Origin of the sequence: Terrimonas rubra (genome assembly GCF_042686025.1) — a bacterium.
Taxonomy (GTDB): Bacteria; Bacteroidota; Bacteroidia; order Chitinophagales; family Chitinophagaceae; genus Terrimonas; species Terrimonas rubra.
The window spans coordinates 36,262-61,904 of record NZ_JBHUOZ010000003.1 but is presented as its reverse complement, the minus strand read 5'-3'; the positions used below and the strand labels follow the sequence as shown (position 1 = coordinate 61,904).

Genomic DNA, 25,643 nt, shown 5'->3' with positions numbered 1-25,643 from the left:
AGAAAGCTAAACGCTGAAAGCTCAAAGTAGCATGTATACTCTATTCATAATTCATCATTCATAACTCATAATTCCTAAACCTGCAATCTCAAATCCTTAACCTATTTACTATCTTTGACAATCATGACACTAAAAAACGCTTCCATACTGGTAGTAGATGACGATGTGGATATGCTCACCGCTATTCATATGTTATTAAAAACTGAAGTGAAACAAATTGTCACGGAAAAAAATCCTGAAAATATACGTTCACTTTTTTCCCAGTACCATTTTGATATTGTATTGCTGGATATGAATTTTACCAGTGCTATTAACACCGGTAATGAAGGTATATTCTGGCTGCGCACCATCAAAGAGTTAAAGCCTGAAACGGATGTGATCATGATCACGGCCTATGGCGCTATTGACCTGGCCGTACGCACTTTAAAGGAAGGCGCTTCCGACTTTATTGTAAAGCCCTGGCATAATGAAAGACTGCTGACCACCATTAAAGAAATGGCCCGTAAAAAAGGGTCGCAGGAATATAAAAGCAGCATTAACCCTGACTCTACCATTATTGGTAAGGAATTACTGGGCGAATCAGAGATTATGCGCGACATGTTCTTTAAAGTAGAAAAGATTGCGCCCACAGATGCCAATATTCTCATACTCGGAGAAAACGGGACCGGTAAAGATGGCATTGCCCGTGCCATTCACCAGCATTCCCGCCGAAACAATAAGCCTTATATAAAAGTAGATGTAGGCGCTTTAACAGAAACCCTGTTTGAAAGTGAATTATTCGGACATAAAAAGGGTTCTTTTACCGATGCCCGCGAGGATCGTGTAGGCCGTTTTGAATCGGCAGACAACGGCACTTTATTCCTGGATGAAATAGGCAATATTTCCCTGCAGCAGCAGGCCAAATTACTAACGGTTTTACAGAACCGGCAGGTAACCCGGTTAGGCAGTAACGAAGCTATACCGGTGGATATACGTTTGATATGTGCTACCAACGTACCGCTGGCCGAACTGGCCAATGAGAACCGGTTCCGTAAGGACCTTATTTACCGCATTAACACGGTAGAAATTGTGATCCCCCCCTTGCGCAAGCGGGGTAATGATATTATCTTACTGGCCGAACACTACCGCAATATTTACAGTAACAAGTACATGAAAAATATTGGCGGCTTTACCGGCGATGCACGGGATAAATTATTAAGCTATCATTTCCCGGGTAATGTGCGTGAACTGCAGTATACCATTGAGCGGGCTGTTATTATGTCGGACAATGATATGTTACAGGCTTCTGACCTGATATTCTCGCCCATTGAAAGCAATATGCCCGAAACGGCTGAGCCTGTTGATACCAACCTGAGTAAAATGGAAAAACATACCATTTTAAAAGTGATTGAAAAACACCAGGGCAATATTACCCGTGCAGCCAAAGAACTGGGGCTTACCCGTACTGCGCTGTATCGCCGTATCAGTAAATACGATATTTAACCGGCCTAAACTGTTGTAATTTGAAAAACTATCAATGGCGCATCCTTTCCCGGGTTATCTTTTTAACCATTACCATTACTGCTGCCTGTTACCTGGTACTACAACACCAAACCGTTTACTTATTACTCATCGTCCCGCTGATTATTTTCCAGATCGTTGAATTTTACCGTTCCCAGGCCAAAGTGCATCACGAACTGGACCAGTTTGTAGAATCGATTCATTACCGTGATTTCTCCCGTCATTTCAATGTTAAACAGGCATCTACCGATATACAACCTTTACGGAAAGGCTTTAACGAGATCAATTCAGCGTTCAAGGTCATCAGTCGTGAAAAAGAAACCCAATACCAATACCTGCAAAATATTTTAGAGCTGGTTGATACAGGTATCATTTCCTACGAAGCAGCCAACGGCGATATTTTATGGATGAACGAGTCGCTGAAAAAAATGCTGGCCCTGCCCTACCTCCGTAATATTGATTCTCTGCAAAAAAGGAACGATGCCCTGTATAAAGTTGTATATAATTTACAGGTGGGCGACTCCATTGTGACCAATATCACCACCGATAAATTTTCGTACAAGGTATTATTATCAGCCACCGCCTTCCAGACCGATGAGAAGAAATACAAACTCATCGCCTTCCAGAACATTGAAGAGGCGCTGGACGAGAACGAAGCCCAGGCCTGGCAAAAACTATTGAGTGTCATGACACATGAGATCATGAACTCGGTAGCGCCTATTTCCTCCCTGGCAGAAACCTTAGGTTACCGGTTACAGGCCTTTATTAATAAAGAATCAGATTCCCTGGATGACCTGGAACTGGGCATTGACACTATTAAACGCCGCAGTGAAGGCTTATTAAAATTTGCATCTACCTATCGCAGTCTTAATAAAATAACCACCCTTAATTTAAGCGAAGTATATGCCCGTGATATATTTGAGAACCTGCTGCAGCTGATGCAGCCCACCATGGAGCAAAAAAATATCGAGGTCAATACCATCCTTAAAGATTTTGACCTGAAAATGATGGTAGATACCAGCCTGCTGGAACAGGTATTAATAAATCTATTGGTGAACGCCATTGAAGCCGTTAAAGAAAACCCTGAGCCTAAAATAACCCTGAGCGCTTATACAGCCCCCAATCACAAAGCAGTGATCAAAGTGACCGATAATGGCCCCGGTATTCCCGATGAGTTACTGGATAAAATCTTTATCCCTTTCTTCAGTACCAAGAAAAGCGGCAGTGGTATTGGCCTCAGCCTGTGCAAGCAGATCATGTTATTACATAAAGGAAATGTGCATGTACAATCTGTTCCCGGCGAAGGAACGGCGTTTTTGTTGGTGTTTTAATTATCCTTGGGCGTTTCAAAGAAAGCGCTTTCTTTAAACTCCTTTTCCCCTTTTACATGGTCCATCAATTTAAAATTAACCTTAGGGTCTTTTGTTAAACCAGAAAAAGTATTTTTTATATAATAACTTTTCCCAAATTCTATATCAATACCCAGGGGATTTTTATCATCAAGATTATCCAGTAATTGAAAAAATCCCTCCTTGTAAAATTTATAGGCAAAGCTTAACCCGTTAGCAATAACGGTAAAATCCATATTATTCATTGAAACTTCTTTTGCAGTTCCAGAATAATTTTCATCATAGGGTGAATAGAAATACAACAAGGCAAAACCAGGCTTTTTATCAGTTTCGAGTTCTTCTAATTCTGTTTTAGTCCTGACTAACTCAAAAAGTAATTTGCGAGAAGACATTTGTTTTTTAGGAGCAACCCACATCGTATCCCTTAACATCGGTTTCTTAAATGTGCTGTCGCTATACCGGGTATATATGTAATATGAATCTGTTACCTTATCTACTCCCAAATATCTTACAACACCCCTAAAATACTTTTTTTCTTCTTCTTTAAAGTTTCCGCCATCTACATATCTCAGTGTATATGTACTGTCATTGAGCCAATCAATCTTTAATTCCAATGGATCATCACTTACGTCTTGCAATTTATACTCCTTTTGTATTGCTCCTTTTCTTAGCATTTTATAAGAATCTGTAAAGCCTTGCGGGTAATAATAAAAAGTGCCTTCCTTAATATTGACCGGTTTATTATCAATAACATTCTGTGCTTGTAAAGACCAACCTATAATAACACTTAATAATAACAGAAAAAATTTCATACGTTTAGTTAATGCAACTAAACTAATACAATCAATACTATTCTCCAATACTCATTAAAATTGTAACAATCGTTCCAGCCTTTCCTTTACTTTATCCGCATTCGGCAACATGGCTTTTTCAAGGCCCATATTCATGGGTACGGCAGGCAGGTTTAAGGCACCTATTACATCAACCGGTGCATCTAAATGCGTAAAACAGGCTTTGGATATACGGCCGGCCAGGGCTTCGGCAAAAGAATTATTCTGTTGCTCTTCGGTTACAATTAAACATTTACCATGTTGCTGTACCCTTTCAAAAACAAGTGTTTCGTCTAATGGGTAAAGGCTGCGGAGGTCAACAATCTCCACTGCACCGTTTAACTGCCTGGCAGCGGCTTTGGCCCAGTACACGCCCATGCCATAGGTTATCACCACACAGCTTTCGCCGTTATCAATTTTATCTTCATGGGCCCGGGTAACAATATTGGCCTTGCCAATGGGTAGTATATAATCAGCAGATGGTTCGGCAGTACGGGCATCTTCGGTACCCGGCACTTTACTCCAGTATAAACCTTTATGCTCCAGCACTACTACAGGGTTAGGGTCATAATAAGCGGCTTTCATTAAGCCTTTCATATCGGCCGCATTGGAAGGGTACACTACTTTAATACCTTTAATAGATAATAAAGTGGTTTCTATACTGCCGCTATGGTAGGGTCCGCCACCACCATAGGCGCCTGTTGGTACCCGCAATACCATGGATACCGGGAATTTGCCACAGGTTAAGTAAGACGATTTGGATATCTCCGTTACCAGCTGGTTCAATCCCGGGTATATATAATCAGCAAACTGTACTTCTACAATGGGTTTCAGTCCAAGGGCGCTCATGCCTACGGTGGAGCCGATAATATAGGCCTCCTGTATAGCCGTGTTAAATACACGATGCTCACCAAACTGTTCGGCCAGTGTAGCAGCTTCCCTGAACACACCACCCAACCTGCGGCCTACATCCTGTCCGTATAACAAGGCTTCGGGATGGGCCTGCATAATTTCGCGAATGGCAAACAGTGCCGCATCCACCATCATGATCTTCTCTTTGCCGGCAGGAGCCCGGGTACCTTTTTCCTCAGTAAGGGCAACAGGTGCAAATACATGCGTATCTACTGTAGTTATATCAGGCTCTGGTGCTGCCACCGCTTTATCAAAAGCTTCCTGTATAACAGTTGCAGCGGCCTTATCCCATTCCTGCATGTCCTGCTCGTTGGCAATGCCCTGTTGCCATAACTGGTGGCGTAATAATACTACCGGGTCTTTTGCGGCATGTATATCCCAGTCTTCCTCAGTACGGTAAAACTCTTTTCGCACCCCGCTGGTATGATGGCCCAGTAACGGTACAGTTGCATGAACCAGGCAGGGGCCTCCACCATGCCGGACCATTTTAGTTACCTCCTGCATACACAGGTAGGATGCTTCAAAATCGCTGCCGTCAACCTGTACCCGTTGCAGGCCTTTAAAGCCTGCAGCGTATTCATATGCATTCATGGTGCGGGCCTCGGCTGCCGTTACACTGATTCCCCAGTTATTATCCTGCACCAGGTAAATAATAGGTAGTTTTTTTAATACGGCAAACTGCAGGGCTTCGCTCACTTCACCTTCGGTTACACTGGCATCGCCCAGTGAACAAACCACAATGGGGTTTTCGCCGTTGGCCCCCTTTTGTAAAGCCTGCCATTGAATTTGCTGTGCATATTGTATACCCTGTGCCAGGCCGGTGGTAGGTATTACCTGCATGCCGGTGGCGCTGCTCTGGTGTATAATGGTGGGTTTATCCGTACCCCGGTAGTTGGGGTGTGCGTAATACTCCCTGCCGCCGGTAAATATATCGTTGCCCTTTGCCAGTAACTGTAACATGAGTTCGTATGGGGTAAAGCCCATTCCAAGTAACATGCTTTCATCACGGTAATAGGGGCTTGCAAAATCCTGTGGCTGTAAATTAAAAGCAGTGGCCAATTGTATGGCCTCATGGCCGCGTGAGGTGGAATGTACGTATTTACATATCGGCCGGTTGGCTTCGTAGGTTAAAGCCATATGTTTGGCCTGTAACATTAACTGGTAGGCTCTTATGAGTAAATCCGTCTCCATGTATAGCAAACACTAGTATTTTTTGTAAATTGATCGGGTTACCGGCTGCAGAGCTACAGATCATCGTCCCTTGCGACGCTCCGTTCATCGTTCCGTTCTTTGGGGAACAATAACATGCCCGTTTACAGCAGGTATAAGCTACAAATGTAGTAAAACAAACGTATGTTAGTAAACTATAAACGATATTTATCTCACCGGATTTTATCCCGGGGCAAAACCATGGCGGCAGGAATTCTTTTATTTTTTTTAACAAACAAACACCACTTTTTTTAAACGCCGAACATCTTATTTTACGTTACTACGTATTGATGATAAAACCAAGATAAAAAGATAACATACATGTATAAACTGTTTTTTCTTCTTATAAGTATGGTAAGTATGAGTACGCAAATACTGGCCCAGGATAATACTGATAACTATATCAGCTGGAGCAGCAAACGCAAGCTTACCTGGAACGATTTTAAAGCCCCGGTACCGGCTGTTACGCGGGGAGCATCGGCATCCACCGCTACCAGCCTGCATTTTAGCTATAGCGTAAAAGGTGGCAATATTACCTATGAACTGAACTCCTATTTTAACCCGGCCAAATCATGGGTTAAGGATAAAACCGACCTGATACTGGGTCATGAACAGGGGCATTTTGATATTGCGGAGATCTATATTCGTAAATTATACCAGGCAGTGCAGGCATATACTTTTAATAAAAAGACCTATAAAACCGATCTGCGGGATATTTACCAGCGTATTGCCAAAGAGAAAGATGATTTTCAGAACGAATACGATGCGGCCACCCATCATAGCATTAATGTGGAGCAGCAAAAAATATGGGAAGCAAAAATAAAAGCAACCTTAAAGGAACTGGATGCTTATGCCGATTATAAATCATTAATTCTTGGTAAAACTCAGTAACTGGCGGCGGCCCAGTTTACGGGGCTTACCATTAGGCCCCAGTACCGGGTGCATGGGCGGTACTTCAAACATCATTTGTTTGTTTACCATATCCTCCAAAGCGGAGTTTTTAGGATCGGAGGTGATTTTTGTGGTAGATACAGTACCATCTTCTTCTATATCATACTCAATTAAAACAGAGTAAATACCTTTTTTAATCCTGTTTGAGCCGGCTACTTCCTTATCCAGAACAGGCTTGTACTGATCGATGAATTTTTTCCAGATAGCGTTATTATCCAGGTTGGGATCGGCTACTTTATTGGCAATGGTAATGGGAGTAGAAATAATGGTATCCACCTTACCATCGCTGCCCATTACGGTAGTAACAATGGAGGAGCCGACAATGGCTTCCAGGGAGTCAGATTTTTTGGCTTCGGCAATAGCAACCTGCTGCATAGAATCCTTAAATACACGGGCTTCGGCCGCTGTGCGTAACTGCAGGCTATCGCCTTTTTTTACCACACCGGTACTGTCGCTTTTTAACCTTCCGCTAAAAAGTGCGTCTTTCAGGCTTTGGGCCTGCAAAGTGGTTGCGGTTAGCACCAGCAACGTTACTGTTATGTATTTAAAATAAGCCATATAGTTCTGCATCTATTTTAGCAATTATTTCGCCAAAATCCTCCTCCTTCTCAGCAAATTTATTCTTATCTACATCAATTACCAACAAAGCGCCCTCTTTATAGCCGTCAATCCACTTATTATAGTATTCATTTAACTTTTTAAGGTAGTCCAGGCGGATATTTTCTTCATATTCCCGGCCTCTTTTCTGGATCTGGCCTACCAGGGTAGGTACCGATGCGTTCAGGTAAATTAACAGATCGGGGGGCTGCACCAGGGTTTTAAGGGTCTGGAAAAAGTTGTAATAGTTATCAAAATCCCTCTTGCTCATCAGCCCCATTTCGTGCAGGTTAGGCGCAAAAATATTGGCATCCTCAAATATAGTACGGTCCTGGATAATGGTTTCGGTACCACGCTGTATCTCTACCAGTTGTTGTAAACGGCTGTTTAAAAAATATATCTGCAGGTTAAAACTCCAGCGCGGCATATCCTCGTAAAAGTCCATCAGGTAAGGATTGTGGTCCACATCCTCAAAATTGGGTATCCACTTATAGTGTTTACTCAACATTTCCGTCAGGGTGGTCTTTCCGGCACCAATGTTACCGGCTATTGCAATATGTTTAGGTTTTGATTTAGCTTTTGCCATAATCTTAAATGAAAAAAATTCCGAATTAAATTTAAAATCGATAAGGTTTAGCCGGGCTTCACCAGCAACGGTTCAGCAGTCCAAGATATACAAATCTTTCGGGCTGCCGGTAAAACGCCTTTCTTTTTCTTTATTATTTATACCCCAAAAGTTGTGTTTTGCAACTATTGGGTGAGGGATAGCAGCGGCATCCTTTTGCGCAGCTCCGGCCGGTTGCAGCGCGGGGCAAAAGATACAGCGGATAGCCCGGCCCCGTACCGGTGAACCCGGCGAAGCATGAGCCGCAGTGCCGGTTACCGGGGACACCCCAAAAATTAATAATAGTTTAAGCCCATGGCATTCCGTACCAGTTCAATAGTAGCTTTGGCACTTTTACGGGCTTTTTCCGCACCTTTTTCCATGATCTCCTTCAGGTACTTTTCGTTGGTGCGGATACTCTCGGCCTTTTCGCGTATGGGGGCAATAAAGTTCACCATATCTTCGGCCAGTTGTTTTTTCATATCGCCATAACGGATGGTGCAGCCATTAAAGTCTGCAGTGAATTTATCAATCACTTCCTGGCTGCTTACCAGGCGCATGAGCTGGAAAATATTCTCGATATAGTCAGGCATTACACTATTTGGCTCAGTTGGGCCACTGTCGGTTTTTGCCTTCATTACTTTTTTACGAATCAGGTCATCATCATCAGCCAGGTATAATGTGGCGTACTGGTTTTCGCTTTTGCTCATTTTACCAGTACCATCCAGGCTGGGGATTTTTACCAGCTCGCCGCCATAGTTAAATGCATGCGGCTCGGGGAACACATCGCCATAACGGTGGTTAAAACGGTTGGCAAACTTTCTTGCCATTTCCAGGTGTTGCTCCTGGTCCTTACCCACCGGTACATAGGATGCCCGGTGTAAAATAATATCGGCAGTTTGTAATACCGGGTAGGTCAATAAGCCGGCATTTACATTCTCAGGGTGCTGGCGCACTTTATCTTTAAAGGTTACCGTTTTTTCCAGTTCTCCGGTATAAGCCAGCATGTTCAGGTAGAGGTATAGTTCTGCCGTTTCGTACACATGGCTCTGGCAATACAATGCCACTTTATCAGGGTCAAGGCCACAGGCTATATTTTCGGCCAGTACACGGTGTACATGGCCTTTCAGTTCTTTTGTATCGGGGTGGGTGGTGAGGGAATGAAGGTCGGCCACCATAAAATAACACTCAAATTCGTCCTGCATACGCACATAATTGCGTAAGGCACCAAAGTAGTTGCCCAGGTGTAAAAAACCGGTGGGCCGGATCCCACTCATCACTATCTCTTTTTTCTTTTCCATAAGGGTGCGAAGATAAACATTAGACAGTTTAAAGTTTAAGGTTTGACGTTTAAAGTTTCCGCCCTATGTCCTACCCTTTACACCTTATACCCTATACCTTATACCTTACCCCTTATACCCTATTCCCTATACCTTTTGCCTTCCATCTGCCGCTCACCAACTTATCAACCCACAACTTAAAACTTACAGTTATATTTGTATCTATGGAAGTAAATGATGCCATGGTAACCAAGCTGGCGCATCTTGCCCGGCTGGAGTATAACGGTGCCGAAAAGGAGGAAATAAAATCGGACCTGCAACGCATGATAGCGTTTGTGGAAAAACTGAACGAACTGGACCTGGACGGTGTAGAACCGTTGTTGCATATGAGCGACGAAACCAATGTATTACGGGAGGATGTGATCAAAGGCTCCGTGTCGCGCCGGGATGCCCTGTTAAATGCACCTGAAAACGATGGCCAGTTTTTTAAAGTGCCTAAAGTAATTAAAAAAGACTGATGCAAAGATGAACAGCATTATCCATATCGAAAATATCCGCAAAAGTTATTTCATGGGAAAGAACGAGTTGCAGGTATTAAAAGGCGTTTCCCTTGATATTCAGAAGAACGAGTACGTTGCCCTGATGGGTCCCTCGGGTTCGGGCAAAAGCACCCTCATGAATATCTTAGGCGCCCTGGATACGCCTACAGCGGGTAAATACATTTTAAATGGCCACGATGTAAGCCGTATGGAAGATAATGCCCTGGCCGATGTACGTAACCAGGAAATAGGTTTTGTATTTCAGCAGTTTAATTTATTGCCCCGCCTTACGGCTTTGGAAAATGTAGCCCTGCCCCTGGTATATGCCGGTGTGAGTAAAAAGATACGCACCCAAAAAGCCGAGCATGTAATGGAGATGGTGAACCTGACCGAGCGTATGGACCATAAGCCCAATGAACTTTCGGGCGGCCAGTGCCAGCGTGTGGCCATTGCCCGCGCCCTGGTAAACGACCCCTCCCTAATTTTAGCCGATGAACCTACCGGTAACCTGGATACCAAAACCTCTTACGAGATCATGGATATTTTTGGGGATATACAAAGCCGCGGCAACACCGTGGTATTAGTAACCCACGAAGAAGATATTGCCAACCATGCCCACCGGGTAATACGCCTGCGTGACGGGGTGATTGAGAGCGATGTAAGGAAGGCGGTGAAGGCGGACAGCTAAAAGCGAAATGCTGAAAGCTAAAAGCTCAAAGCTGAATGCTGAAAGCTGAAAATTGTTACTATTTATTCTTCTGCATACATCTGCATTGTAATACCGTACCCATTTCCAAATTTTCAAATTTTCACATTTTCAAATTAACTCCATGGTCATGAAAATATATACAAAAACAGGCGACAAGGGTTCCACCAGCTTAATTGGCGGCACCAAGGTATCAAAAGCCCATTTACGTATTGAAGCGTACGGCACTGTGGACGAACTGAATTCTTATATTGGTTTATGCCGTGATCATATAAACGATGCGGATAGCCGTGCTGTTTTACTGGAAACCCAGGACCGGCTTTTTACGGTTGGTTCAGCCCTGGCCTGCGACCCGGAAAAGGAGACCAAGTTAAAAATACCTGACCTGCACGAAGAAGATATTACCCTGCTGGAAAAAGCCATTGATAAAATGCACGAGGTGTTGCCACCCATGAAAAGTTTTATCCTGCCCGGAGGTTTAATAGCCGCTTCGCACCTGCATGTAGCCCGCTGTGTATGCCGCCGTGCCGAAAGACAGGTAGTTCGCCTGAGCGAAGAAAGCCATGAAGTGGAAATTATTATACAGAAGTATTTAAACCGCTTAAGTGATTATTTATTTGTGCTGGCCCGTTATGTGGCCTTCCTGGAAAAAGCGGAGGAAATACCGTGGAAACCGAGAGTGTAAAGCCAATTTGACAATGAGATAATTAGGTAATTAGACAATTGAAAAGTCGGTAAACTAATTTATTAATTAGCTGATTTGAAAATTTGGTAACAGGATTAAGTTTAGAATAACTATACCTGTATAATGAAGCCGAAAATAACAGCAGTATTTTCCCTGGAATAGATCAGCCCATTATCTAATTAATTCATTGCCAAATTATCTAATTTTCTACTATCGCTCCATCCCGCATATGCAGTACCCTGTCACTTTGTTTGGCCAGCTCTTCGTTATGGGTTACAATTAAAAAGGTTTGGTTAAATTTTTTACGCAGATCAAAAAACAGGTCGTGCAGGTCCTGTGCATTGGCCGAGTCCAGGTTGCCGGTGGGCTCATCAGCAAAAACAATATCGGGATTATTGATCAGGGCCCTGGCTACCGCTACCCTTTGCTGTTCCCCGCCCGATAACTGGTTGGGTTTATTTTCTAACCGGTGTGATAGTCCTAACATCTGTAACAGTTCTTTAGCCCTGGCTTCTACTGCTGCTTTTTTGGTACCGGCCAGCCAGCCGGGGATACAAACATTCTCCAGTGCCGAAAATTCGGGCAACAGGTGATGAAACTGGAAAACAAAGCCAATATGTTTGTTACGGAACTGGGCCAGTTTTTTAGGGGAAAGGCCGGTGAGTGTGGTGCTGTTCATTTCTACACTGCCACTGTCCGGCTTATCCAGGGTGCCCAGGATATGCAGGAGGGTGCTTTTACCCGAGCCCGAGGGGCCTACAATGGCTACCACCTCCCCTTTACGAATGGTGATATCTACATTTTTCAGTACCTGCACCGTACCAAACCTTTTTTGAATATTTTTTCCGGTTATCATGCAGCCAAAAGTAAATTTTATCAATCAAATAACCGTAAAACAAATTGTTACTTAAAATGTTAATGATTTATCATTTTTTGTAAAGGGGGCCTGAAAATCCCTGAAAAAATGATTGATTTGGTAAATTCGTTAATAGAGTTACTTTTGCGAAAAATTTGGGTGGCTGCAATGCCTCCCGGACCGTTAAAATTATTGTGCTCATGTTTTGGACTTTAGAACTAGCCTCTTATTTGGAAGATGCGCCCTGGCCGGCGACTAAGGATGAATTAATTGACTATTCTATCCGTAGCGGAGCCCCTATTGAAGTAGTGGAAAACCTGCAGGAGCTGGAAGATGAAGGTGATGTATACGAAACGATCGAGGACATCTGGCCTGATTATCCTACCCAGGAAGACTTCCTTTTTAACGAGGACGAGTATTAAAATTATCTGCATACCCGACAACCGGTATGCCCACATTATTTGCTAAAGCAAAGCCATTCCCTGCGGAATGGCTTTTTATTTTGGCTATGCGAAACTGCCGCTATGTGAAACCTGCAGTTTCGTATTATTTTTTTATCGCTTACAGCGATGTATTGCCACAGGCAATAGAATATTGTTTCGGGACTACAAGTCCCGAACAGCTAAAACAGCTAAAGCCTCGAACAGCAAAACAAAAAACTCCGGGGAAACTTTCGTTAACCCCGGAGTTTTATATAAAAAGTAATTGTATTTACTTTTTCATTTTGCCTTTTTACTTTTTATTCTATCCCCAGCTTGGTCATTACTTCCATACTCACGCCGGTAGTGGAGTAACCGCCGTCATGGAAAAGATTCTGCATGGTCACCATTTTGGTCAGGTCGCTGAATAAAGTAATACAGTAGTTGGCGCAATCATCGGCAGTGGCATTGCCTAAAGGAGCAATGGCGTCGGCATAATCAAAAAAGTCACCAAAACCTTTGATACCGCTGCCGGCTGTTGTGCGGGTAGGCGATTGTGATACGGTATTGATACGTACTTTTTTGTTTAACCCGTAATGGTAACCGAAACTGCGGGCTATAGATTCCAGCATGGCTTTAATATCGGCCATATCTGTGTAAAACGGATAGGTACGCTGGGCGGCCATATAGGTAAGGGCCACAACACTACCCCACTCACTGATAGCATCTAATTTATATGCTACCGATAACATTTTGTGAAATGATAAAGCCGACACATCTATGCCTTTCTGGAAAAAATCGTAATTGGACTCAACATAAGGAATGTTTTTACGGATGTTCACGCTCATACCGATAGAGTGTAATACAAAGTCAATTTTACCACCCAACACTTCCTGCGATTTGGTAAACAGGTTGGTCAGGTCCTCTACACTGGTCGCATCGGCAGGTATAATTTCCGATCCTGTTTTTTCGGCCAGTTTTTTTATCTCACCCATACGCATGGCAATGGGTGCATTGGTCAGTACAAAAGTAGCACCCTGCTCGTGTGCTTTTTCCGCCACTTTCCAGGCAATAGAGTTCTCATCTAAAGCACCGGTTATAATTCCTCTTTTTCCTTTCAATAAGTTAAACGACATAACAGCTGGTTTTATATTTCAAAGTCTAAATTGAACAGTACAATAATTCCGGGACCAACAGGACCTTTCCTGAGTGGCCGGCTTTACTGATAATGCGCTCAAAAATAGTGATTATTGATTATTTGGCACTCACCAGGAAATTATAACCGTAAGTGAGCAAATAAATACCTGTAATAAACAGGGCGGCACAGGCCAGGAACAATAATAACGAGTACAACAATATCTGCGACCAGGTTTCGCTGTCCCTGATCTTTTTATTGAGTTTTTTAAACAGGATATACCCCAGCCACACCATACCCACCATAACGAGGAATATGAGGGTAGCTTTGATAAATATTGACATGGGGTTTTATTTAGTATTAACAGCGGTTAATCGCCTTCCACCATCTCCCTGGCGTTTTCCAGGGCGGCGGCGCTCGGTTTTTCACCACCGATCATTTGGGCAATAGCAGTTACCCTTTCGCTGTTTTGTAATTGTTTAATGCCGGTGTTTACCTTGTTGCCTACCGGTTGTTTGTATACAAAGTAATGTGCATTGGCCTTACCTGCGATCTGGGGCTGGTGCGTAATACAGATCACCTGCATGTCACGGGCCAGTTTTTTCATGATCAGGCCCACCTGCAAAGCTGCTTCACCGGAAATACCCGTATCAATTTCATCAAAGATCAGGGTGGGCAGGTCCATATGTTGGGCTACCAGCGATTTTACCGATAACATGATACGGCTTAATTCACCACCGCTGGCAACTTTGCGCAGGGGTAAAAAACGGTCGCTTTTATTGGCATCAAATAGAAACTCAATGGCATCGCTGCCGTTTGCCGTTAACTGCCCGGAAGGGCTAACGGTTACCTGCATACGGGCATTGGGCATACCTACCTGCTTCAGTAGTTTATTAATATTATCCTGCAGGGGTTTTACCTGGGCCTGGCGGCTGGCGGAAATTTCAGCGGCCAATGCCGTTGCATGCTGCACATTATCGTTAACGGCTTTTTGTTTTTCATCAATGGCCGTATCTATATTCAGCACAGCCTGTAACTTTTGCTCCAATTGTTGCTGTATCTGCAATAACTCGTTGGTGCTGCCCACACCATGTTTTTTTTGCAGTTTATACCCCATGGATAACCTGTTGTTCAGTTCATCCGCTTTTGCCGGGTCAAACTGGAAATGATTGCTGATGCCATTGATCTCCCCTGCAATATCCTTCAGCTCTATCTGTGCTTCCAGTAATCTTTTTTGCAGACCGGCCAGACCGGGGTGCAACGCGGCATAGTTACCTACCAGTGCCTGCAGGGATTTTAATTGCTGTACGATCGGCTCCTCTCCTTCCTCCAAAACATAATACACTTTTTCCACTGCCGCTTTAATATCACCGGCATTATTCAGTAATTGCAGCTCTTCATCAATATTTTCCAGTTCATTTTCTTTCAGACCGGCATCTTCCAGTTCCTGGTATTGAAAACGGTTATAATCGGCTTCTTTCTCAAATTGTGCCTTTTGTTCCAGCAGCTCTTCCAGTTCTTTTTTGGCCTGCCCCCATTGCCGGTAATAATTGCTGTACTCTTTTAGCAAGGCTGCATTATCAGCCAGTGCATCCATTACCTGCTGCTGAAAATCGCTTTCACCAATTTCCAGGGTATCAAACTGCTGGTGCATATCTACCAGCAAAGCGCTCAGGTTATTTAGTTGCTGCAGGGTAACAGGGGTATCATTGATAAAGGCACGGCTTTTACCTGCTGCACTTATTTCGCGGCGTATGACCAGCTCTTCTTCCACATCCAGGTCGTTTTGCTGTAACCATGTTGTAACCGCGGTTTTTGTTTTCGCGGTAAAGAAGCCTTCTACAATACACTTTTTATCCTTATCTACCAATACCGAAGTATCGGCACGCTGACCCAGTATTAAACCCAGTGCACCCACAATAATAGATTTACCGGCACCGGTTTCGCCGGTAATGGCATTTAACTTTTGTGAGAAAGCTATTTCCAGTTCGTCTATGATAGCGTAATTCTGTATATGAATTTTGTGCAACATATTGGGCTTGCAATTTAGGCAAAGTAAAAATGAAAAAACAGAAATGAAAAATAAAGTAGCGGCAATAAAAAACCTCCCAGTTACCTGAGAGGTTTTTACTATTCTTTTTATAACACTTATTTTACTTCGGTGCTGTTGTTCAGCTCATCATCAACCAGGATACGGCCGCAGTTTTCGCAAACCATTACTTTTTTATGCTGGCGGATCTCGCTTTGTTTTTGCGGAGGGATAGAGTAGAAACAACCGCCACAGGCATCACGCTGTACAGGAACAACCGCTAAACCATTACGGTAGTTCTTCCTGATCTTATCGTAGCTGGCCAGTAAACGCGGATCAACCGCCTTTTTAGCTTCTTCAGCCAGTTTGTTGTATTCTTTTTCTTCTTTTTCGTTGGCCACGATAATTTTTTCCAGCTCGCCTTTTTTATTGGCCAAAGCAGATTCTTTTGCAGCGATGTTTTTGTTAGCTTTTTCCAGTAAAACTGCTTTCTCCGCAATTTCTTCGTTGGCGTCCTTAATATGTTTTTCCGCAAGTTTTACTTCCAGTTGCTGCATCTCAATTTCTTTATTGATAGCTTCAAACTCACGGCTGTTTTTTACATTGTCGCTTTGTTTTTCGTACTTCTTCACCAATGCTTCAGCCTCCACAATAGCGGCCTTGCGTTGTTCAATAAACTCGTTAACACCGTTTATTTCTTCTTCAATACGGGTTTTACGGGCATGTAATCCTTGTATTTCGTCTTCCAGATCGGCCACCTCAATAGGTAATTCGCCTTTTAGGATACGAATCTCATCCAGTTTGCTGTCAATTTTCTGCAAATGGATTAAAGATGTCAATTTTTCTTCAACTGAAAAATCCTTAACGGTTGCCATGTATATAATTGTTTTGCGTTTTTTACTAACTAAACGTTGTGCCGGTCATTAAATTTTAATAAAAATACTGAACCGGGTTGGTATTAGCTTTTGTTTTTAGGACGGCAAAGGTAGTAAATTTTTCGGCTAAACCGTCAGCCAGCAAGTTTATGGTGAACTGTTCGCTCTCATAATGGCCTATATCGGCAATAATAAGCCGGTTATCGGCATCAAAAAACTCGTGGTATTTCATATCGCCGGTAATAAAAATATCAGCGCCGCTACGTAAAGCATTGTTAATCAAAAAACTACCTGCGCCGCCGCAAAGCGCTACCCGCTGTATTTTTTTGTTTAACAGGGCCGTATGCCGTATTACCGGCACCCGGAATAGTTTTTTTAATAATTGTAAAAAATCGGTCTCAGCAAGCGGTTCGGGCAGGTTGCCTACCAAACCGGCCCCGGTTTGGTTATGCTCGTTCAGCAGGGGAATAATGTCATAAGCCACTTCTTCGTAGGGATGGGCCGCTTTCATGGCTTTTATGACAGCCTGTTGCAACCACGCGGGAAAAATGATCTCCACCCGGGTTTCGGGCTCCTGGTGCTGCTGCCCTATATTGCCCACATGCGGGTCGGTACCTTCCCCCGCTTTAAAAGTACCTGTTCCATCGGTATTAAAACTACATTCGCTGTAGTTGCTTATATGCCCGCCACCGGCATCAAAAATAGCCTGTCTTACCACCCCGGCCTGTTGTAAGGGTACAAAAGTGACCAGCTTTTGCAATTGCCCAGGTTTTGGCTGTAATACCTCTACCTGCTGTAAACCTAATAAAGCGGCTATTTTACCGTTTACCCCTGTGATCACATTATCCAGGTTGGTATGTATGGCATAAATGGCAATATCATTTTTAATGGCGCTGATGACCACACGTTCCACATAATTTTTTCCGGTAATTTTTTTCAGGCCGCCAAATACAATGGGATGATGGGCCACGATGAGGTTACAGCGGTTATCAATGGCTTCCTGTATTACCGTTTCCGTTACATCCAACGTACAGATAATGCCTTTGCAATCCCAGCCGGCATTACCGGTAATAAGGCCCGCATTATCATACCCTTCCTGTAATGCAGGCGGGGCCATTGTTTCCAGGTAACGGATAATATCAGCAATAACCATGTTTGTATGCATTTGTTACCCGTCAAAAATAAGATAGTAATGCATAACCTTTCTGCAGGAACCTCATTTATTTCACCATGATCGCTACTGCCCGGGCCGAAAACGTACCATCAGAGAGGACAAAGGGTGTTCCGTTTTTCCAGTATTTGGCCACCTGTATGCCGGCGCTGTTTCTTTCATTGCCGCATACATATACATCAGTACCGTCTACATATATACCAAATGCCTGAGCGGTATATTCATCATTGGTAAGATTCACCGCCCTGGTATTTTTCCAGTATTTGGCAATAAAGTTAGCATCGCTTCCCTGCTCATAGCCTGCCACATATACATCACCGCCCGACACCATGATACTATTGGCACGACCTCTTGTACTGCCGCTGGTTAGTTTATCCATTACCCCGTTTTTCCAATATATGGCCATACTCTCCGGCCCCATAAATCCATCGCCGGCGGCATACACATCATTACCCGATACATAAATGCTGTTTGCCACCATATCCTCTATATCATCCGAGAGAACGACAGCCGTTCCGTTTTTCCAGTATTTGGCCACACGGTTGCCTGCGTCATTTTTTTCATAGCCCGCCACATATACATCGTTTTTTACTACCATGATCGCACGGGCCGCAGCCTGGCGGCTGCCATTGGTCAATGTCACGGGGGTTCCGTTTTTCCAGTATTTGGCTACCTGTACACCGGCATTATTGTATTCGTAACCCACCGCATATACATTTGCACCTTCTACATAAATACCGGTGAGGCCGGCTGTTGTTTGTCCATTGGTAAGTTTAACAACAGTGCCGTTTTTCCAGTACTGGGCTACTATATTACCGGTAGCCGGATCCTGGTCCCAACCCGCAACATATACATCATTACCGGCCACAAATACACCTGTAGCACTGGCTTCACCACCCTTAATGCTATACAAGGTAGGGCTAACCCCTTTCCATAAAGTAGTGGTTTGCGGTAAGCCGGCATTGCCGTTATAACCCACTGTATATACCTCTTTGCCGGCTTTAGCCGGGTTGCCGTTATTATCTTTTTTACAGCCTATAAATACCAGGGCCAGTATGGCCGGCAGGAATATTTTTTTCATAATGTGTTCAGTTTTCATTGAGGTAACAAACCTGGCATTAAACTGACATAAAAAAAATCCCTTAAAAAGTGGATATTTTGGCTTACGGGTACTGTATAAGTTTTACAGCCTGAACAGGAGAAAAGCAGTAACTTTAAACATAACATTGCAGGCGTACCCTATGTGCATCATCACACTTGTTAACGCTTTAAATGGGTTGTCGTATGCTCAGAAGAAGAAAAGGTTATATTTTATTAGCCCTATTGGTGCTTACCGGACTGGCCGGCAGTGTAAAGCCTGCTGCAACTACCGTTAAGGAGAGGAAAACTGTGGTTAAGGTCCTGAAAGAAAGCCGGGATAATTTGTTTGCCCAGGTAGGTAAATTAAATATTGAGCAACTCACCTATAAACCATCCATTGATAAACCTTCAATTGCCGAATTGTTGCAGATACAACTGGAGCTGGAGAAAAAGACCTGGCAGCTTTTCAAGAACACCATGTCAGCAGGTACCCCCACCTGTAATATTTATGAGAACCCCGTTGCTGCAGAACCCGGCGATGCGGTGAATACGATAGCCAGCTACAAAGTGGTAAAGGCCCTGGAAGTTCCGCAGTACACTACACCCCATGCCAGTTTGCTGATCAATCATTTTAAGCATATAAGAAAAGAAGTGATCACTTATGCCCGCACTACTACGGAAGACCTGAAGAATAATTATGTAGCCACCGGTGACGGGGATATTACTGCGTATAATTGTTTTTTATTGTTAGGACAACAAACTGAAATTATTGCAGCCCACATAGGAGATATTAAAAACAATAGTTCTTTCCCCGATTAACCATTACCCCGTATTTATTCATTTTTGTTTGAAAGAAAGACCAGAAAGGCCGGCCATGTTATGGGCTGAACATAGCCCCGATTGCGGCGTAAAGCCCGCCGCAGATTTTTACCAACGCTTCACATGTATTACCCGGCGCGGCTTGAAGCTAAAAGCGGGATACTACAGCCCGGCACAGCACTACAGCGGCTGCTCCTTTTCCTTATTGTTGTATGAATTGCAGTTCCACCCTGCGGTTCAAAGCCTGGCCTGTACGGGTATTGTTTTCGGCTATGGGTTCGTTTGGACCGTGGTTACTGACAATTAACTGCGTGGCAGCAACATTTTTCTGTAACAGGTAGTTCTTTACACTTTCAGCCCGTTGTTTTGACAGCTTTTCGTTAACAGCAACTGATCCTGTTTTATCTGTATAACCATCAATTTTTAAAGCAAGTGAAGGATATTTACGCAGGCTTTCGGCAATAAAATTAAGTGTGGCATAGTAAGCAGGCCTTACTTTTACCTCGTTTACATTGAACAGTATTTTTTCCAGTTGCATACTCACCAGGTTGGCCGGTGTATTGTCTACCACTACCGGGGCAGGTTTAATCTCCACAGGCTTTGTTCCGGCTATTACCTGTTGTACGGTATCGGTAATACGAAGTGTATCCCGCACATGCACAGTATCCCGCACATGCACAGTATCCCGCAGGCGAAGCGTATCGCTGATATAGATAGTATCTTTTCCCGGTGCCACGGCAGTTTGTTGTAGTGGTGTACTGATAACCGGGTTGAGATAAACCGGTGCAGGATTATTGCTTTTATAAATATTCAGGTCGTTCCTTAAGCGACTGATCTCATCTTCCAGTCTTTTGTTATAATTTTTATCATTATTGGATGGTGAAACTACCATGGTTACGGGTGGTATAGTCCTGTTATTATTATTATTGATTGAAGTTCTCAAGGCTTCTATCTCCCTGCGCAACGCATCGTTCTGCGCCTGTGCATTGAGTGCATCTCTTGTTGCGGTGTTATTGGTTACTACCGGTTGGGGTTGTGCCCGGTAAGTATTGAGCGTCTCCCTTAACTGCACAATCTCCTTATTGAGGGCTGCATATTCGCTTTCATATTGTGCATTGACAGGAATGGCCGATCCTGCTGTCGCAGCAGGATCGGCTTTAACCTGGCGTTGTATGGTATCAACGCTTTCCTTATCTATCTTTTTTTTTTCGTTCCTGCTGAATATATTGAAGATGCCTTTCCTTGTTTCTTTCGGCTTCTTTTTTTCCTCCGGTACTACGGGTTGACTGATCAAAGTATCCCGGGTAACGATAATGGTATCCCGTACCGGTGTTTTGGCGGCTTCCAGTTCTTTTAACCTCAATTCTTTTTCGGCCAGTAAACGCAATAATGTATCCGTCTGAGCATCCTTCTGCGCCTGTAGCTGTTGTAATTCTGTTTGTACAGGAATTGCAGCAGTGGCGGGTTTCAATATAACGGTATCTTTTATTTTTTTAATCATGGCCGTATCCGTCACCGTACGTTTTAATAAAGAGTCAACCACAACCGTTGATCTTTCTGGATTACCGCTATAGTTATTGATGGTAATATTAACCGGTGGTACAGGTGCTGCGGCAGGTGTAAGCTGCAGGTAAGAAAGCCTGACAGAGTCGATAAGCCGTTGCCTTTCCAGTTGCTGCAATACCATTTTCAGGGAGTCCAATTCTTTTTGCCTGGCCAGCATAACAGAATCCTGTATCCGGGTAACAGGTGCCACCGCTACTACCGTAGCTCCGGGCCTTTCACTGATACGATCGAAGAGTTTAGCAATTTTAGAAGGACTGCCGTATGCGATGGGTATCCTAACCCCGGCATGTATATCCGCACTCGGTACTTTTTTATTGAAAGCCAGGGAACCCAGGTTGGAAGATCCTATATAAACAGGTCCTAACCGCAGGGTAGCGCCCACATTCCAGTTGTCGAATTTAGTATAGGACACGGGCAGGTAAAAGCCAAATACCCTTGATTCAAAACGGGGTGTAATGGCATAGGCCGGCTCTACCCTCACTTTACGGTCGGTATTACTGAGCTTCATGGGTTGATAGGTCATGGCGTTTATATAGAAGCCGCGGCCCATATGTACATCTAACTGTGCACTGTAAGCAGTAGGCAGGGCCACTGTATACGAACCTTCACCCAAGGTACTATACACGGCCTGTTCTGATAACAAGGTATCTACCGCATTAATATTTTTAATAACCCGGTTGTTCAGGTTCCAGTTCACTGCATTCATGGAGAAGTCGTTATTAAACCCGCCTTTATTAAAGGTCAGTTTACCCGCGTCCATAATAGCAAAGCCTATCCTGAAAGCGTATTTGTTATAATCGCGCCGGGTTCTTTCTTCATACTCCGGTGTGAGGTATTTAAACTTATCAATTTTACCCCGGTATTCATATACCAGGCCGGCATTCCAGCCAAAGCCCTCTGCCTCGGGACGTAATGATTTTAAAGAAAGGGATTTATACATGTCCAGGCTTAGTTTATTACCATGGCCGTATTGCATATGTGGTGTGGTTACATTTACATCCTGGCTATTGGTAAAGCTCATACTCAGTTCATCTGCCTGGAAATAACCCGAAGCTATACCCCCGATATATTTGGCGGTAAAAGCGCCTTTCAAAAAGTGATTGCCCTGGTCGATCAATACAGTACCGTAAGTAAGTCCCACATCCAGCCAGTTTAAGGTATTACTGCTGAGGCCATTCATATTCATGGTGCGACCGTAAAAACTATTATCATCAAAACTGCGATAGGCCAACCTGGCAAAGTCCTGGTTGATATTATCCACGTACATACCGGTACGGTTATTAATGCTCAGCGCAATAGCCGAACGTTTACCGGCCGAAAGCATAAATGAAATGGGGGCAATAACACGGGTATTTAAACGCAGATTTACCTTTTCATTTGCCTTTAGTGTATTTTCTTCCAGCAGGTCTCTTTGCACCATGCTCCAGTCCTTATATTTATCGCGGAAAAAAGAACCATCCAGCAAGGCTGTACGTTTAACCGATAAATAGTTGTTGGAGAAATAAGTACTGACACCGATAAGGTTAAGGTCAAATTTTAAGCGGCTGTCCACTATACTCGCAGGATTTAGGTTCATACCTGTAACACCTGTATAATTACCGGTGCTCAGCCCTAACATATCCTGACTGCGGGCATAGGTTGTAAAAATTAAAATACTAAAAATAGAGAGTAGGTGTTTTCTCATGAGAAAAAATTTAGGTATTAACAACTAATAACAAAAGATGTAGAGGGGAACTACCGGAAAAAGTAATTATTTAATACCTAATGAAAAAACTGTACCAAAAGGACCTGCATGGTTATTCTCAGCTCAAATAAAAACTTTTTTAGTATTATAACTAACTAAGCATAATCATTTTACACAATACATATTACATATAAAAAAATACGTGTAATCTATTACACGTATTACACATTTCAATAGTATGTGCTAATATATTTTTTGAATTATGTTTAGAAAGCTTTTTTATTGGGCTCTATAATTTTTTCTATAAATACCAGGCGCCCTTCGTCCGATACGCCCTCCACAACAACTTTAAATCTTTTTGTTTTATCGTTATTGAAGAAAGTAACGGGGACTTTATTTTCTTTTTTATCAACGGGTATACCTGCATTCCAGTAGAGCGTGATACGTTCATCAGGAGATCCATCGTCTTTTTTTGCAGTTGCATAATCAGGAGCATAAAAATCTTTTATTACCGTATAACCGGTATATAAAAATTCATCGCCCAGCAGTGATACATCCGCCAATGCATCATCGCCTTTACGGGTATAAAAAGCCATCACACCATTTCCACCAGCCCCTGATGCTCCTACAAAACTGGAGAACACTTTTATATAAGCAATTTTTGAAGCCGGTATACCCGCAAGCACAGAGGAGCTTGTTTCTATCTCATCCAGATATAAGGTCATGGCTTCGCTACCCATAGAACTGATAGTGGAGTTCTGATTATGCCTGTAGTAAAGCTGTTGTTCATTGGTCTCTTCATTCATTACCACACCTACACCGGGCACCCTGAATTGTATATAATCAAATATATTGTTATAACCATACATAGTTTCTTCCAGCAAGTTCATTTTCCTTACGGCATCGCCGGCAAATAATCCACTGACATACCGGCTCTCCAGCTCTTCCACCGTTGTTTTCTTTTTAGCTTTTACCGTTACACCTGCAAGGGTTTTGCTTAATTGTTGCTGGTAAGCATTAAAGAAGCTGGTGAATAAGGCATCATCTGCAGATCGTAACCCAGGCGTTTTTTCAGCAGGTAACTGAAACACCTGCATCAATGAATCGCCGGAAGCCTGTACTTTGATATCGTTACCCCTACGGCCTTTTATATCCGTAAATAAGAGTTTGGCCTTTCCAAAGAAGAACATGGAATCAATAACAAATTCCCCCCTGGTATTCGTTTTCACCAGTTGTGTATGTGCAGACGTATCGGCAGTAATTACTTTCAATAAAAAGTTTTTATCCGAGAACACCTTCTTTGTATTGTTTATATTAACCTGTCCTTTTACCTGTATAAAACCCGGATCCTTGTAACGCAGTGGTGTAGCTGTTTTCACCGGCAGCTCCTCCCACCGGAACCTGCGCCATCCATTGGTCATCATTACCAGGTCCAATGCATTGTCCACAGCTTCGCCTTCATTTGTAAAATACCAGGAAGGGCAATGCACATATCCTCTTATGTCTGCATTCAAAAGAAAGCCTGAAAGAATATTATTATCCCGGTAAGTTGCCGTATCAAAACCGGCATCAGTAACAGCCACCGATATATTACCGGTAAAAGATGCAGGGAAGTTTATTATCCAGTTATTCTTTTGCCTGTTGCTGTTATTCACCGTCTCTGTCAGCAATGCCGCCGGAACGCGGTATTCCTTATTATCAACAAAGGTTAGCCGTTCTGCCAGGGGCTGGTGTTGATCATTGAATACCGTTATCTGCATTACACCGGATAAAAGATTGGCCGTTTGTAAAGTACCTGTATGCTCTTCCTTTTCCTTTTGCAGGTTTTTGGTAAATACTACATGGTGCTGCATCTGCCCTACAATATAAGCGGCCTTAAAAGCTGGGTCTGTCCCGGTTTGCTGTATTTCAAATTGTTTACCATTTGCCACATTAAACACCCTTAATACCACGCCTTTTTTCGTTTGCTGTGGTAGCGGGTATTTTTGATTGTCCAGCCCATCCGGTACCGCATAATAATCTATTCCGTCAACTACCGGTAGATCAAAATACCCCATGCCATCATGGTAACTGGTAAACCTGGCCACTTCCTTGCCCTGGCTGTCAAATACCCTACCCTTACCATTTACGGGCATGCCCGCCTGGTCTGTAATTTTAAATGCCACGGTATTATTCAGCCCGGTTATTAAATTGCCTCCTTCGGGAAAAAAGTGCAGGTTAATGGCATTACCCGGTAAGGTCTTAGTTTTCTTTTCGGATTTATTACTGTTAATGATCCTGATCAGTTTTTTATGCAAGTAGGCGGGCTCATGGTTAAGCATCTGTAAGGTATAAGCCCTGATGGTATACAGTCCTTCGGCCAGGGTGTCCGGCAGGTCAATCTGCCCCCGGCTAAGCCCGCCGATGGCCGGGAATACCTGCCGGTCAATAACCTGCTGACCATCCAGCAACTCCACATACATGCCGGAGCTTTTTACCGATGGCAAAAAATCCATAAGCAAATACCCTTTTAGCCAGACCTGCTGCCCTGGGAAATAAGTTTCCCGGTCTGTATGCAGGTATAGTTTTTCAATGGGGTTATATTCACGCCAGGTTTTCAGCTGCGTCACCGGCTCCTGGGCCGATAGTGACTTTGTTGTAAAAAGGAGGAGCAAAACAACCGGTAATAAACATTTCATGTCTAAAATATACTACATAAAATACGGTTTTTGCAAATCTGCCTTTCAAATATATTTTTTCACCTGAATACCTATACATTTACATTACCTTCTTCAAAAAGGTTAGTAGCAATAATAATTTTAAACAGGAACGATAAGATGGGAACAATTTTTGCAGTTACCTGTCATT

Annotated in this window: 22 protein-coding genes; 8 read left to right on the top strand and 14 right to left on the bottom strand. The window is 43.3% G+C overall.

Annotated elements, in window-relative coordinates:
* The first annotated feature begins 123 nt into the window (after window positions 1-123).
* Window positions 124-1,482, top strand: a complete 1,359-nt coding sequence (locus tag ACFS6H_RS09935) for a sigma-54-dependent transcriptional regulator (protein ID WP_386097850.1) — start codon at window positions 124-126, stop codon at window positions 1,480-1,482.
* A gap of 20 nt (window positions 1,483-1,502) precedes the next feature.
* Window positions 1,503-2,831, top strand: a complete 1,329-nt coding sequence (locus ACFS6H_RS09930) for a sensor histidine kinase (RefSeq protein ID WP_386097848.1) — start codon at window positions 1,503-1,505, stop codon at window positions 2,829-2,831.
* On the opposite strand, the gene ACFS6H_RS09925 is transcribed toward ACFS6H_RS09930, so the two are convergent.
* Complete coding sequence (locus tag ACFS6H_RS09925) at window positions 2,828-3,661, bottom strand: hypothetical protein (RefSeq protein ID WP_386097846.1); 834 nt, start codon at window positions 3,659-3,661, stop codon at window positions 2,828-2,830. The two genes, ACFS6H_RS09930 and ACFS6H_RS09925, sit on opposite strands and share 4 nt — an antisense overlap.
* A 54-nt stretch (window positions 3,662-3,715) precedes the next feature.
* On the bottom strand, window positions 3,716-5,782 hold the full coding sequence (locus tag ACFS6H_RS09920; RefSeq protein ID WP_386097844.1) for an alpha-ketoacid dehydrogenase subunit alpha/beta: 2,067 nt from the start codon (window positions 5,780-5,782) through the stop codon (window positions 3,716-3,718).
* A gap of 378 nt (window positions 5,783-6,160) precedes the next feature.
* Between ACFS6H_RS09920 and ACFS6H_RS09915 the strand changes: the two genes are divergently transcribed.
* Window positions 6,161-6,691, top strand: a complete 531-nt coding sequence (locus ACFS6H_RS09915) for a DUF922 domain-containing protein (protein ID WP_386097842.1) — start codon at window positions 6,161-6,163, stop codon at window positions 6,689-6,691.
* On the opposite strand, the gene ACFS6H_RS09910 is transcribed toward ACFS6H_RS09915, so the two are convergent.
* From ACFS6H_RS09910 to trpS, 3 genes are all read right to left on the bottom strand, one after another.
* Complete coding sequence (locus tag ACFS6H_RS09910; RefSeq protein ID WP_386097840.1) at window positions 6,668-7,309, bottom strand: hypothetical protein; 642 nt, start codon at window positions 7,307-7,309, stop codon at window positions 6,668-6,670. The two genes, ACFS6H_RS09915 and ACFS6H_RS09910, sit on opposite strands and share 24 nt — an antisense overlap.
* Window positions 7,296-7,934 carry a deoxynucleoside kinase gene (locus ACFS6H_RS09905; RefSeq protein WP_386097838.1) on the bottom strand — a complete coding sequence of 213 codons (639 nt, stop codon included), beginning with the start codon at window positions 7,932-7,934 and terminating at the stop codon, window positions 7,296-7,298. The genes ACFS6H_RS09910 and ACFS6H_RS09905 overlap by 14 nt, the downstream gene beginning before the upstream one ends.
* Window positions 7,935-8,248: 314 nt before the next feature.
* Window positions 8,249-9,253: a tryptophan--tRNA ligase gene (trpS, locus tag ACFS6H_RS09900; RefSeq protein WP_386097836.1), complete on the bottom strand. Its 1,005-nt coding sequence runs from the start codon at window positions 9,251-9,253 to the stop codon at window positions 8,249-8,251.
* Window positions 9,254-9,318: 65 nt separating this feature from the next.
* On the opposite strand from trpS, the gene gatC reads away from it, so the two are divergent.
* From gatC to ACFS6H_RS09885, 3 genes are all read left to right on the top strand, one after another.
* Window positions 9,319-9,750 carry an Asp-tRNA(Asn)/Glu-tRNA(Gln) amidotransferase subunit GatC gene (gene gatC, locus ACFS6H_RS09895; protein WP_386097834.1) on the top strand — a complete coding sequence of 144 codons (432 nt, stop codon included), beginning with the start codon at window positions 9,319-9,321 and terminating at the stop codon, window positions 9,748-9,750.
* A gap of 7 nt (window positions 9,751-9,757) precedes the next feature.
* On the top strand, window positions 9,758-10,459 hold the full coding sequence (locus ACFS6H_RS09890; protein ID WP_386097832.1) for an ABC transporter ATP-binding protein: 702 nt from the start codon (window positions 9,758-9,760) through the stop codon (window positions 10,457-10,459).
* 148 nt (window positions 10,460-10,607) lie between these two features.
* Entirely contained in the window at window positions 10,608-11,162 is a 555-nt protein-coding gene (locus ACFS6H_RS09885; RefSeq protein ID WP_386097830.1) for a cob(I)yrinic acid a,c-diamide adenosyltransferase, read from the top strand.
* Window positions 11,163-11,361: 199 nt separating this feature from the next.
* On the opposite strand, the gene ACFS6H_RS09880 is transcribed toward ACFS6H_RS09885, so the two are convergent.
* Window positions 11,362-12,018: an ABC transporter ATP-binding protein gene (locus ACFS6H_RS09880; protein WP_386097828.1), complete on the bottom strand. Its 657-nt coding sequence runs from the start codon at window positions 12,016-12,018 to the stop codon at window positions 11,362-11,364.
* Window positions 12,019-12,218: 200 nt separating this feature from the next.
* Here ACFS6H_RS09880 and ACFS6H_RS09875 point away from each other — a divergent pair, with 200 nt between their 5' ends.
* Window positions 12,219-12,440: a DUF2795 domain-containing protein gene (locus ACFS6H_RS09875; protein WP_386097826.1), complete on the top strand. Its 222-nt coding sequence runs from the start codon at window positions 12,219-12,221 to the stop codon at window positions 12,438-12,440.
* A gap of 317 nt (window positions 12,441-12,757) precedes the next feature.
* Here the strand turns inward: ACFS6H_RS09875 and ACFS6H_RS09870 are convergent, their stop codons facing one another.
* From ACFS6H_RS09870 to ACFS6H_RS09845, 6 genes are all read right to left on the bottom strand, one after another.
* Window positions 12,758-13,573 (bottom strand): enoyl-ACP reductase FabI, encoded by an 816-nt coding sequence (locus ACFS6H_RS09870; protein WP_386097824.1) that lies wholly within the window; start codon window positions 13,571-13,573, stop codon window positions 12,758-12,760.
* Window positions 13,574-13,691: 118 nt separating this feature from the next.
* Window positions 13,692-13,916 (bottom strand): hypothetical protein, encoded by a 225-nt coding sequence (locus ACFS6H_RS09865; RefSeq protein WP_386097822.1) that lies wholly within the window; start codon window positions 13,914-13,916, stop codon window positions 13,692-13,694.
* A gap of 26 nt (window positions 13,917-13,942) precedes the next feature.
* Complete coding sequence (recN, locus tag ACFS6H_RS09860) at window positions 13,943-15,604, bottom strand: DNA repair protein RecN (RefSeq protein WP_386097820.1); 1,662 nt, start codon at window positions 15,602-15,604, stop codon at window positions 13,943-13,945.
* Window positions 15,605-15,720: 116 nt separating this feature from the next.
* Window positions 15,721-16,476 (bottom strand): zinc ribbon domain-containing protein, encoded by a 756-nt coding sequence (locus ACFS6H_RS09855; protein ID WP_386097818.1) that lies wholly within the window; start codon window positions 16,474-16,476, stop codon window positions 15,721-15,723.
* 55 nt (window positions 16,477-16,531) lie between these two features.
* The gene (locus ACFS6H_RS09850; RefSeq protein ID WP_386097816.1) at window positions 16,532-17,641 is read right to left on the bottom strand and encodes a Nif3-like dinuclear metal center hexameric protein; all 1,110 of its coding nucleotides are present in this window, start codon (window positions 17,639-17,641) and stop codon (window positions 16,532-16,534) included.
* Between the two features lie 55 nt (window positions 17,642-17,696).
* The gene (locus ACFS6H_RS09845) at window positions 17,697-18,728 is read right to left on the bottom strand and encodes a hypothetical protein (RefSeq protein WP_386097814.1); all 1,032 of its coding nucleotides are present in this window, start codon (window positions 18,726-18,728) and stop codon (window positions 17,697-17,699) included.
* A gap of 203 nt (window positions 18,729-18,931) precedes the next feature.
* On the opposite strand from ACFS6H_RS09845, the gene ACFS6H_RS09840 reads away from it, so the two are divergent.
* Window positions 18,932-19,546: a hypothetical protein gene (locus tag ACFS6H_RS09840; RefSeq protein ID WP_386097812.1), complete on the top strand. Its 615-nt coding sequence runs from the start codon at window positions 18,932-18,934 to the stop codon at window positions 19,544-19,546.
* A 202-nt stretch (window positions 19,547-19,748) separates the two neighbouring features.
* Here the strand turns inward: ACFS6H_RS09840 and ACFS6H_RS09835 are convergent, their stop codons facing one another.
* Together ACFS6H_RS09835 and ACFS6H_RS09830 are read right to left on the bottom strand one after the other, a co-directional pair.
* Window positions 19,749-22,796 carry a DUF5723 family protein gene (locus tag ACFS6H_RS09835; protein ID WP_386097810.1) on the bottom strand — a complete coding sequence of 1,016 codons (3,048 nt, stop codon included), beginning with the start codon at window positions 22,794-22,796 and terminating at the stop codon, window positions 19,749-19,751.
* A gap of 266 nt (window positions 22,797-23,062) precedes the next feature.
* Window positions 23,063-25,474 (bottom strand): hypothetical protein, encoded by a 2,412-nt coding sequence (locus ACFS6H_RS09830; RefSeq protein WP_386097808.1) that lies wholly within the window; start codon window positions 25,472-25,474, stop codon window positions 23,063-23,065.
* Window positions 25,475-25,643: the final 169 nt, after the last annotated feature.

Coding starts and splice junctions, on each gene's coding strand:
- ACFS6H_RS09835 (WP_386097810.1), bottom strand. CDS start 22,796: ATGAGAAAACACCTACTCTCTATTTTTAGTATTTTAATTTTTACAACC.
- ACFS6H_RS09880 (WP_386097828.1), bottom strand. CDS start 12,018: ATGATAACCGGAAAAAATATTCAAAAAAGGTTTGGTACGGTGCAGGTA.
- recN (WP_386097820.1), bottom strand. CDS start 15,604: ATGTTGCACAAAATTCATATACAGAATTACGCTATCATAGACGAACTG.
- ACFS6H_RS09890 (WP_386097832.1), top strand. CDS start 9,758: ATGAACAGCATTATCCATATCGAAAATATCCGCAAAAGTTATTTCATG.
- gatC (WP_386097834.1), top strand. CDS start 9,319: ATGTCCTACCCTTTACACCTTATACCCTATACCTTATACCTTACCCCT.
- ACFS6H_RS09925 (WP_386097846.1), bottom strand. CDS start 3,661: ATGAAATTTTTTCTGTTATTATTAAGTGTTATTATAGGTTGGTCTTTA.
- ACFS6H_RS09830 (WP_386097808.1), bottom strand. CDS start 25,474: ATGAAATGTTTATTACCGGTTGTTTTGCTCCTCCTTTTTACAACAAAG.
- ACFS6H_RS09845 (WP_386097814.1), bottom strand. CDS start 18,728: ATGAAAAAAATATTCCTGCCGGCCATACTGGCCCTGGTATTTATAGGC.
- ACFS6H_RS09855 (WP_386097818.1), bottom strand. CDS start 16,476: ATGGCAACCGTTAAGGATTTTTCAGTTGAAGAAAAATTGACATCTTTA.
- ACFS6H_RS09915 (WP_386097842.1), top strand. CDS start 6,161: ATGAGTACGCAAATACTGGCCCAGGATAATACTGATAACTATATCAGC.
- ACFS6H_RS09870 (WP_386097824.1), bottom strand. CDS start 13,573: ATGTCGTTTAACTTATTGAAAGGAAAAAGAGGAATTATAACCGGTGCT.
- ACFS6H_RS09850 (WP_386097816.1), bottom strand. CDS start 17,641: ATGCATACAAACATGGTTATTGCTGATATTATCCGTTACCTGGAAACA.
- ACFS6H_RS09885 (WP_386097830.1), top strand. CDS start 10,608: ATGAAAATATATACAAAAACAGGCGACAAGGGTTCCACCAGCTTAATT.
- ACFS6H_RS09905 (WP_386097838.1), bottom strand. CDS start 7,934: ATGGCAAAAGCTAAATCAAAACCTAAACATATTGCAATAGCCGGTAAC.
- ACFS6H_RS09935 (WP_386097850.1), top strand. CDS start 124: ATGACACTAAAAAACGCTTCCATACTGGTAGTAGATGACGATGTGGAT.
- ACFS6H_RS09920 (WP_386097844.1), bottom strand. CDS start 5,782: ATGGAGACGGATTTACTCATAAGAGCCTACCAGTTAATGTTACAGGCC.
- trpS (WP_386097836.1), bottom strand. CDS start 9,253: ATGGAAAAGAAAAAAGAGATAGTGATGAGTGGGATCCGGCCCACCGGT.
- ACFS6H_RS09865 (WP_386097822.1), bottom strand. CDS start 13,916: ATGTCAATATTTATCAAAGCTACCCTCATATTCCTCGTTATGGTGGGT.
- ACFS6H_RS09910 (WP_386097840.1), bottom strand. CDS start 7,309: ATGGCTTATTTTAAATACATAACAGTAACGTTGCTGGTGCTAACCGCA.
- ACFS6H_RS09875 (WP_386097826.1), top strand. CDS start 12,219: ATGTTTTGGACTTTAGAACTAGCCTCTTATTTGGAAGATGCGCCCTGG.
- ACFS6H_RS09840 (WP_386097812.1), top strand. CDS start 18,932: ATGCTCAGAAGAAGAAAAGGTTATATTTTATTAGCCCTATTGGTGCTT.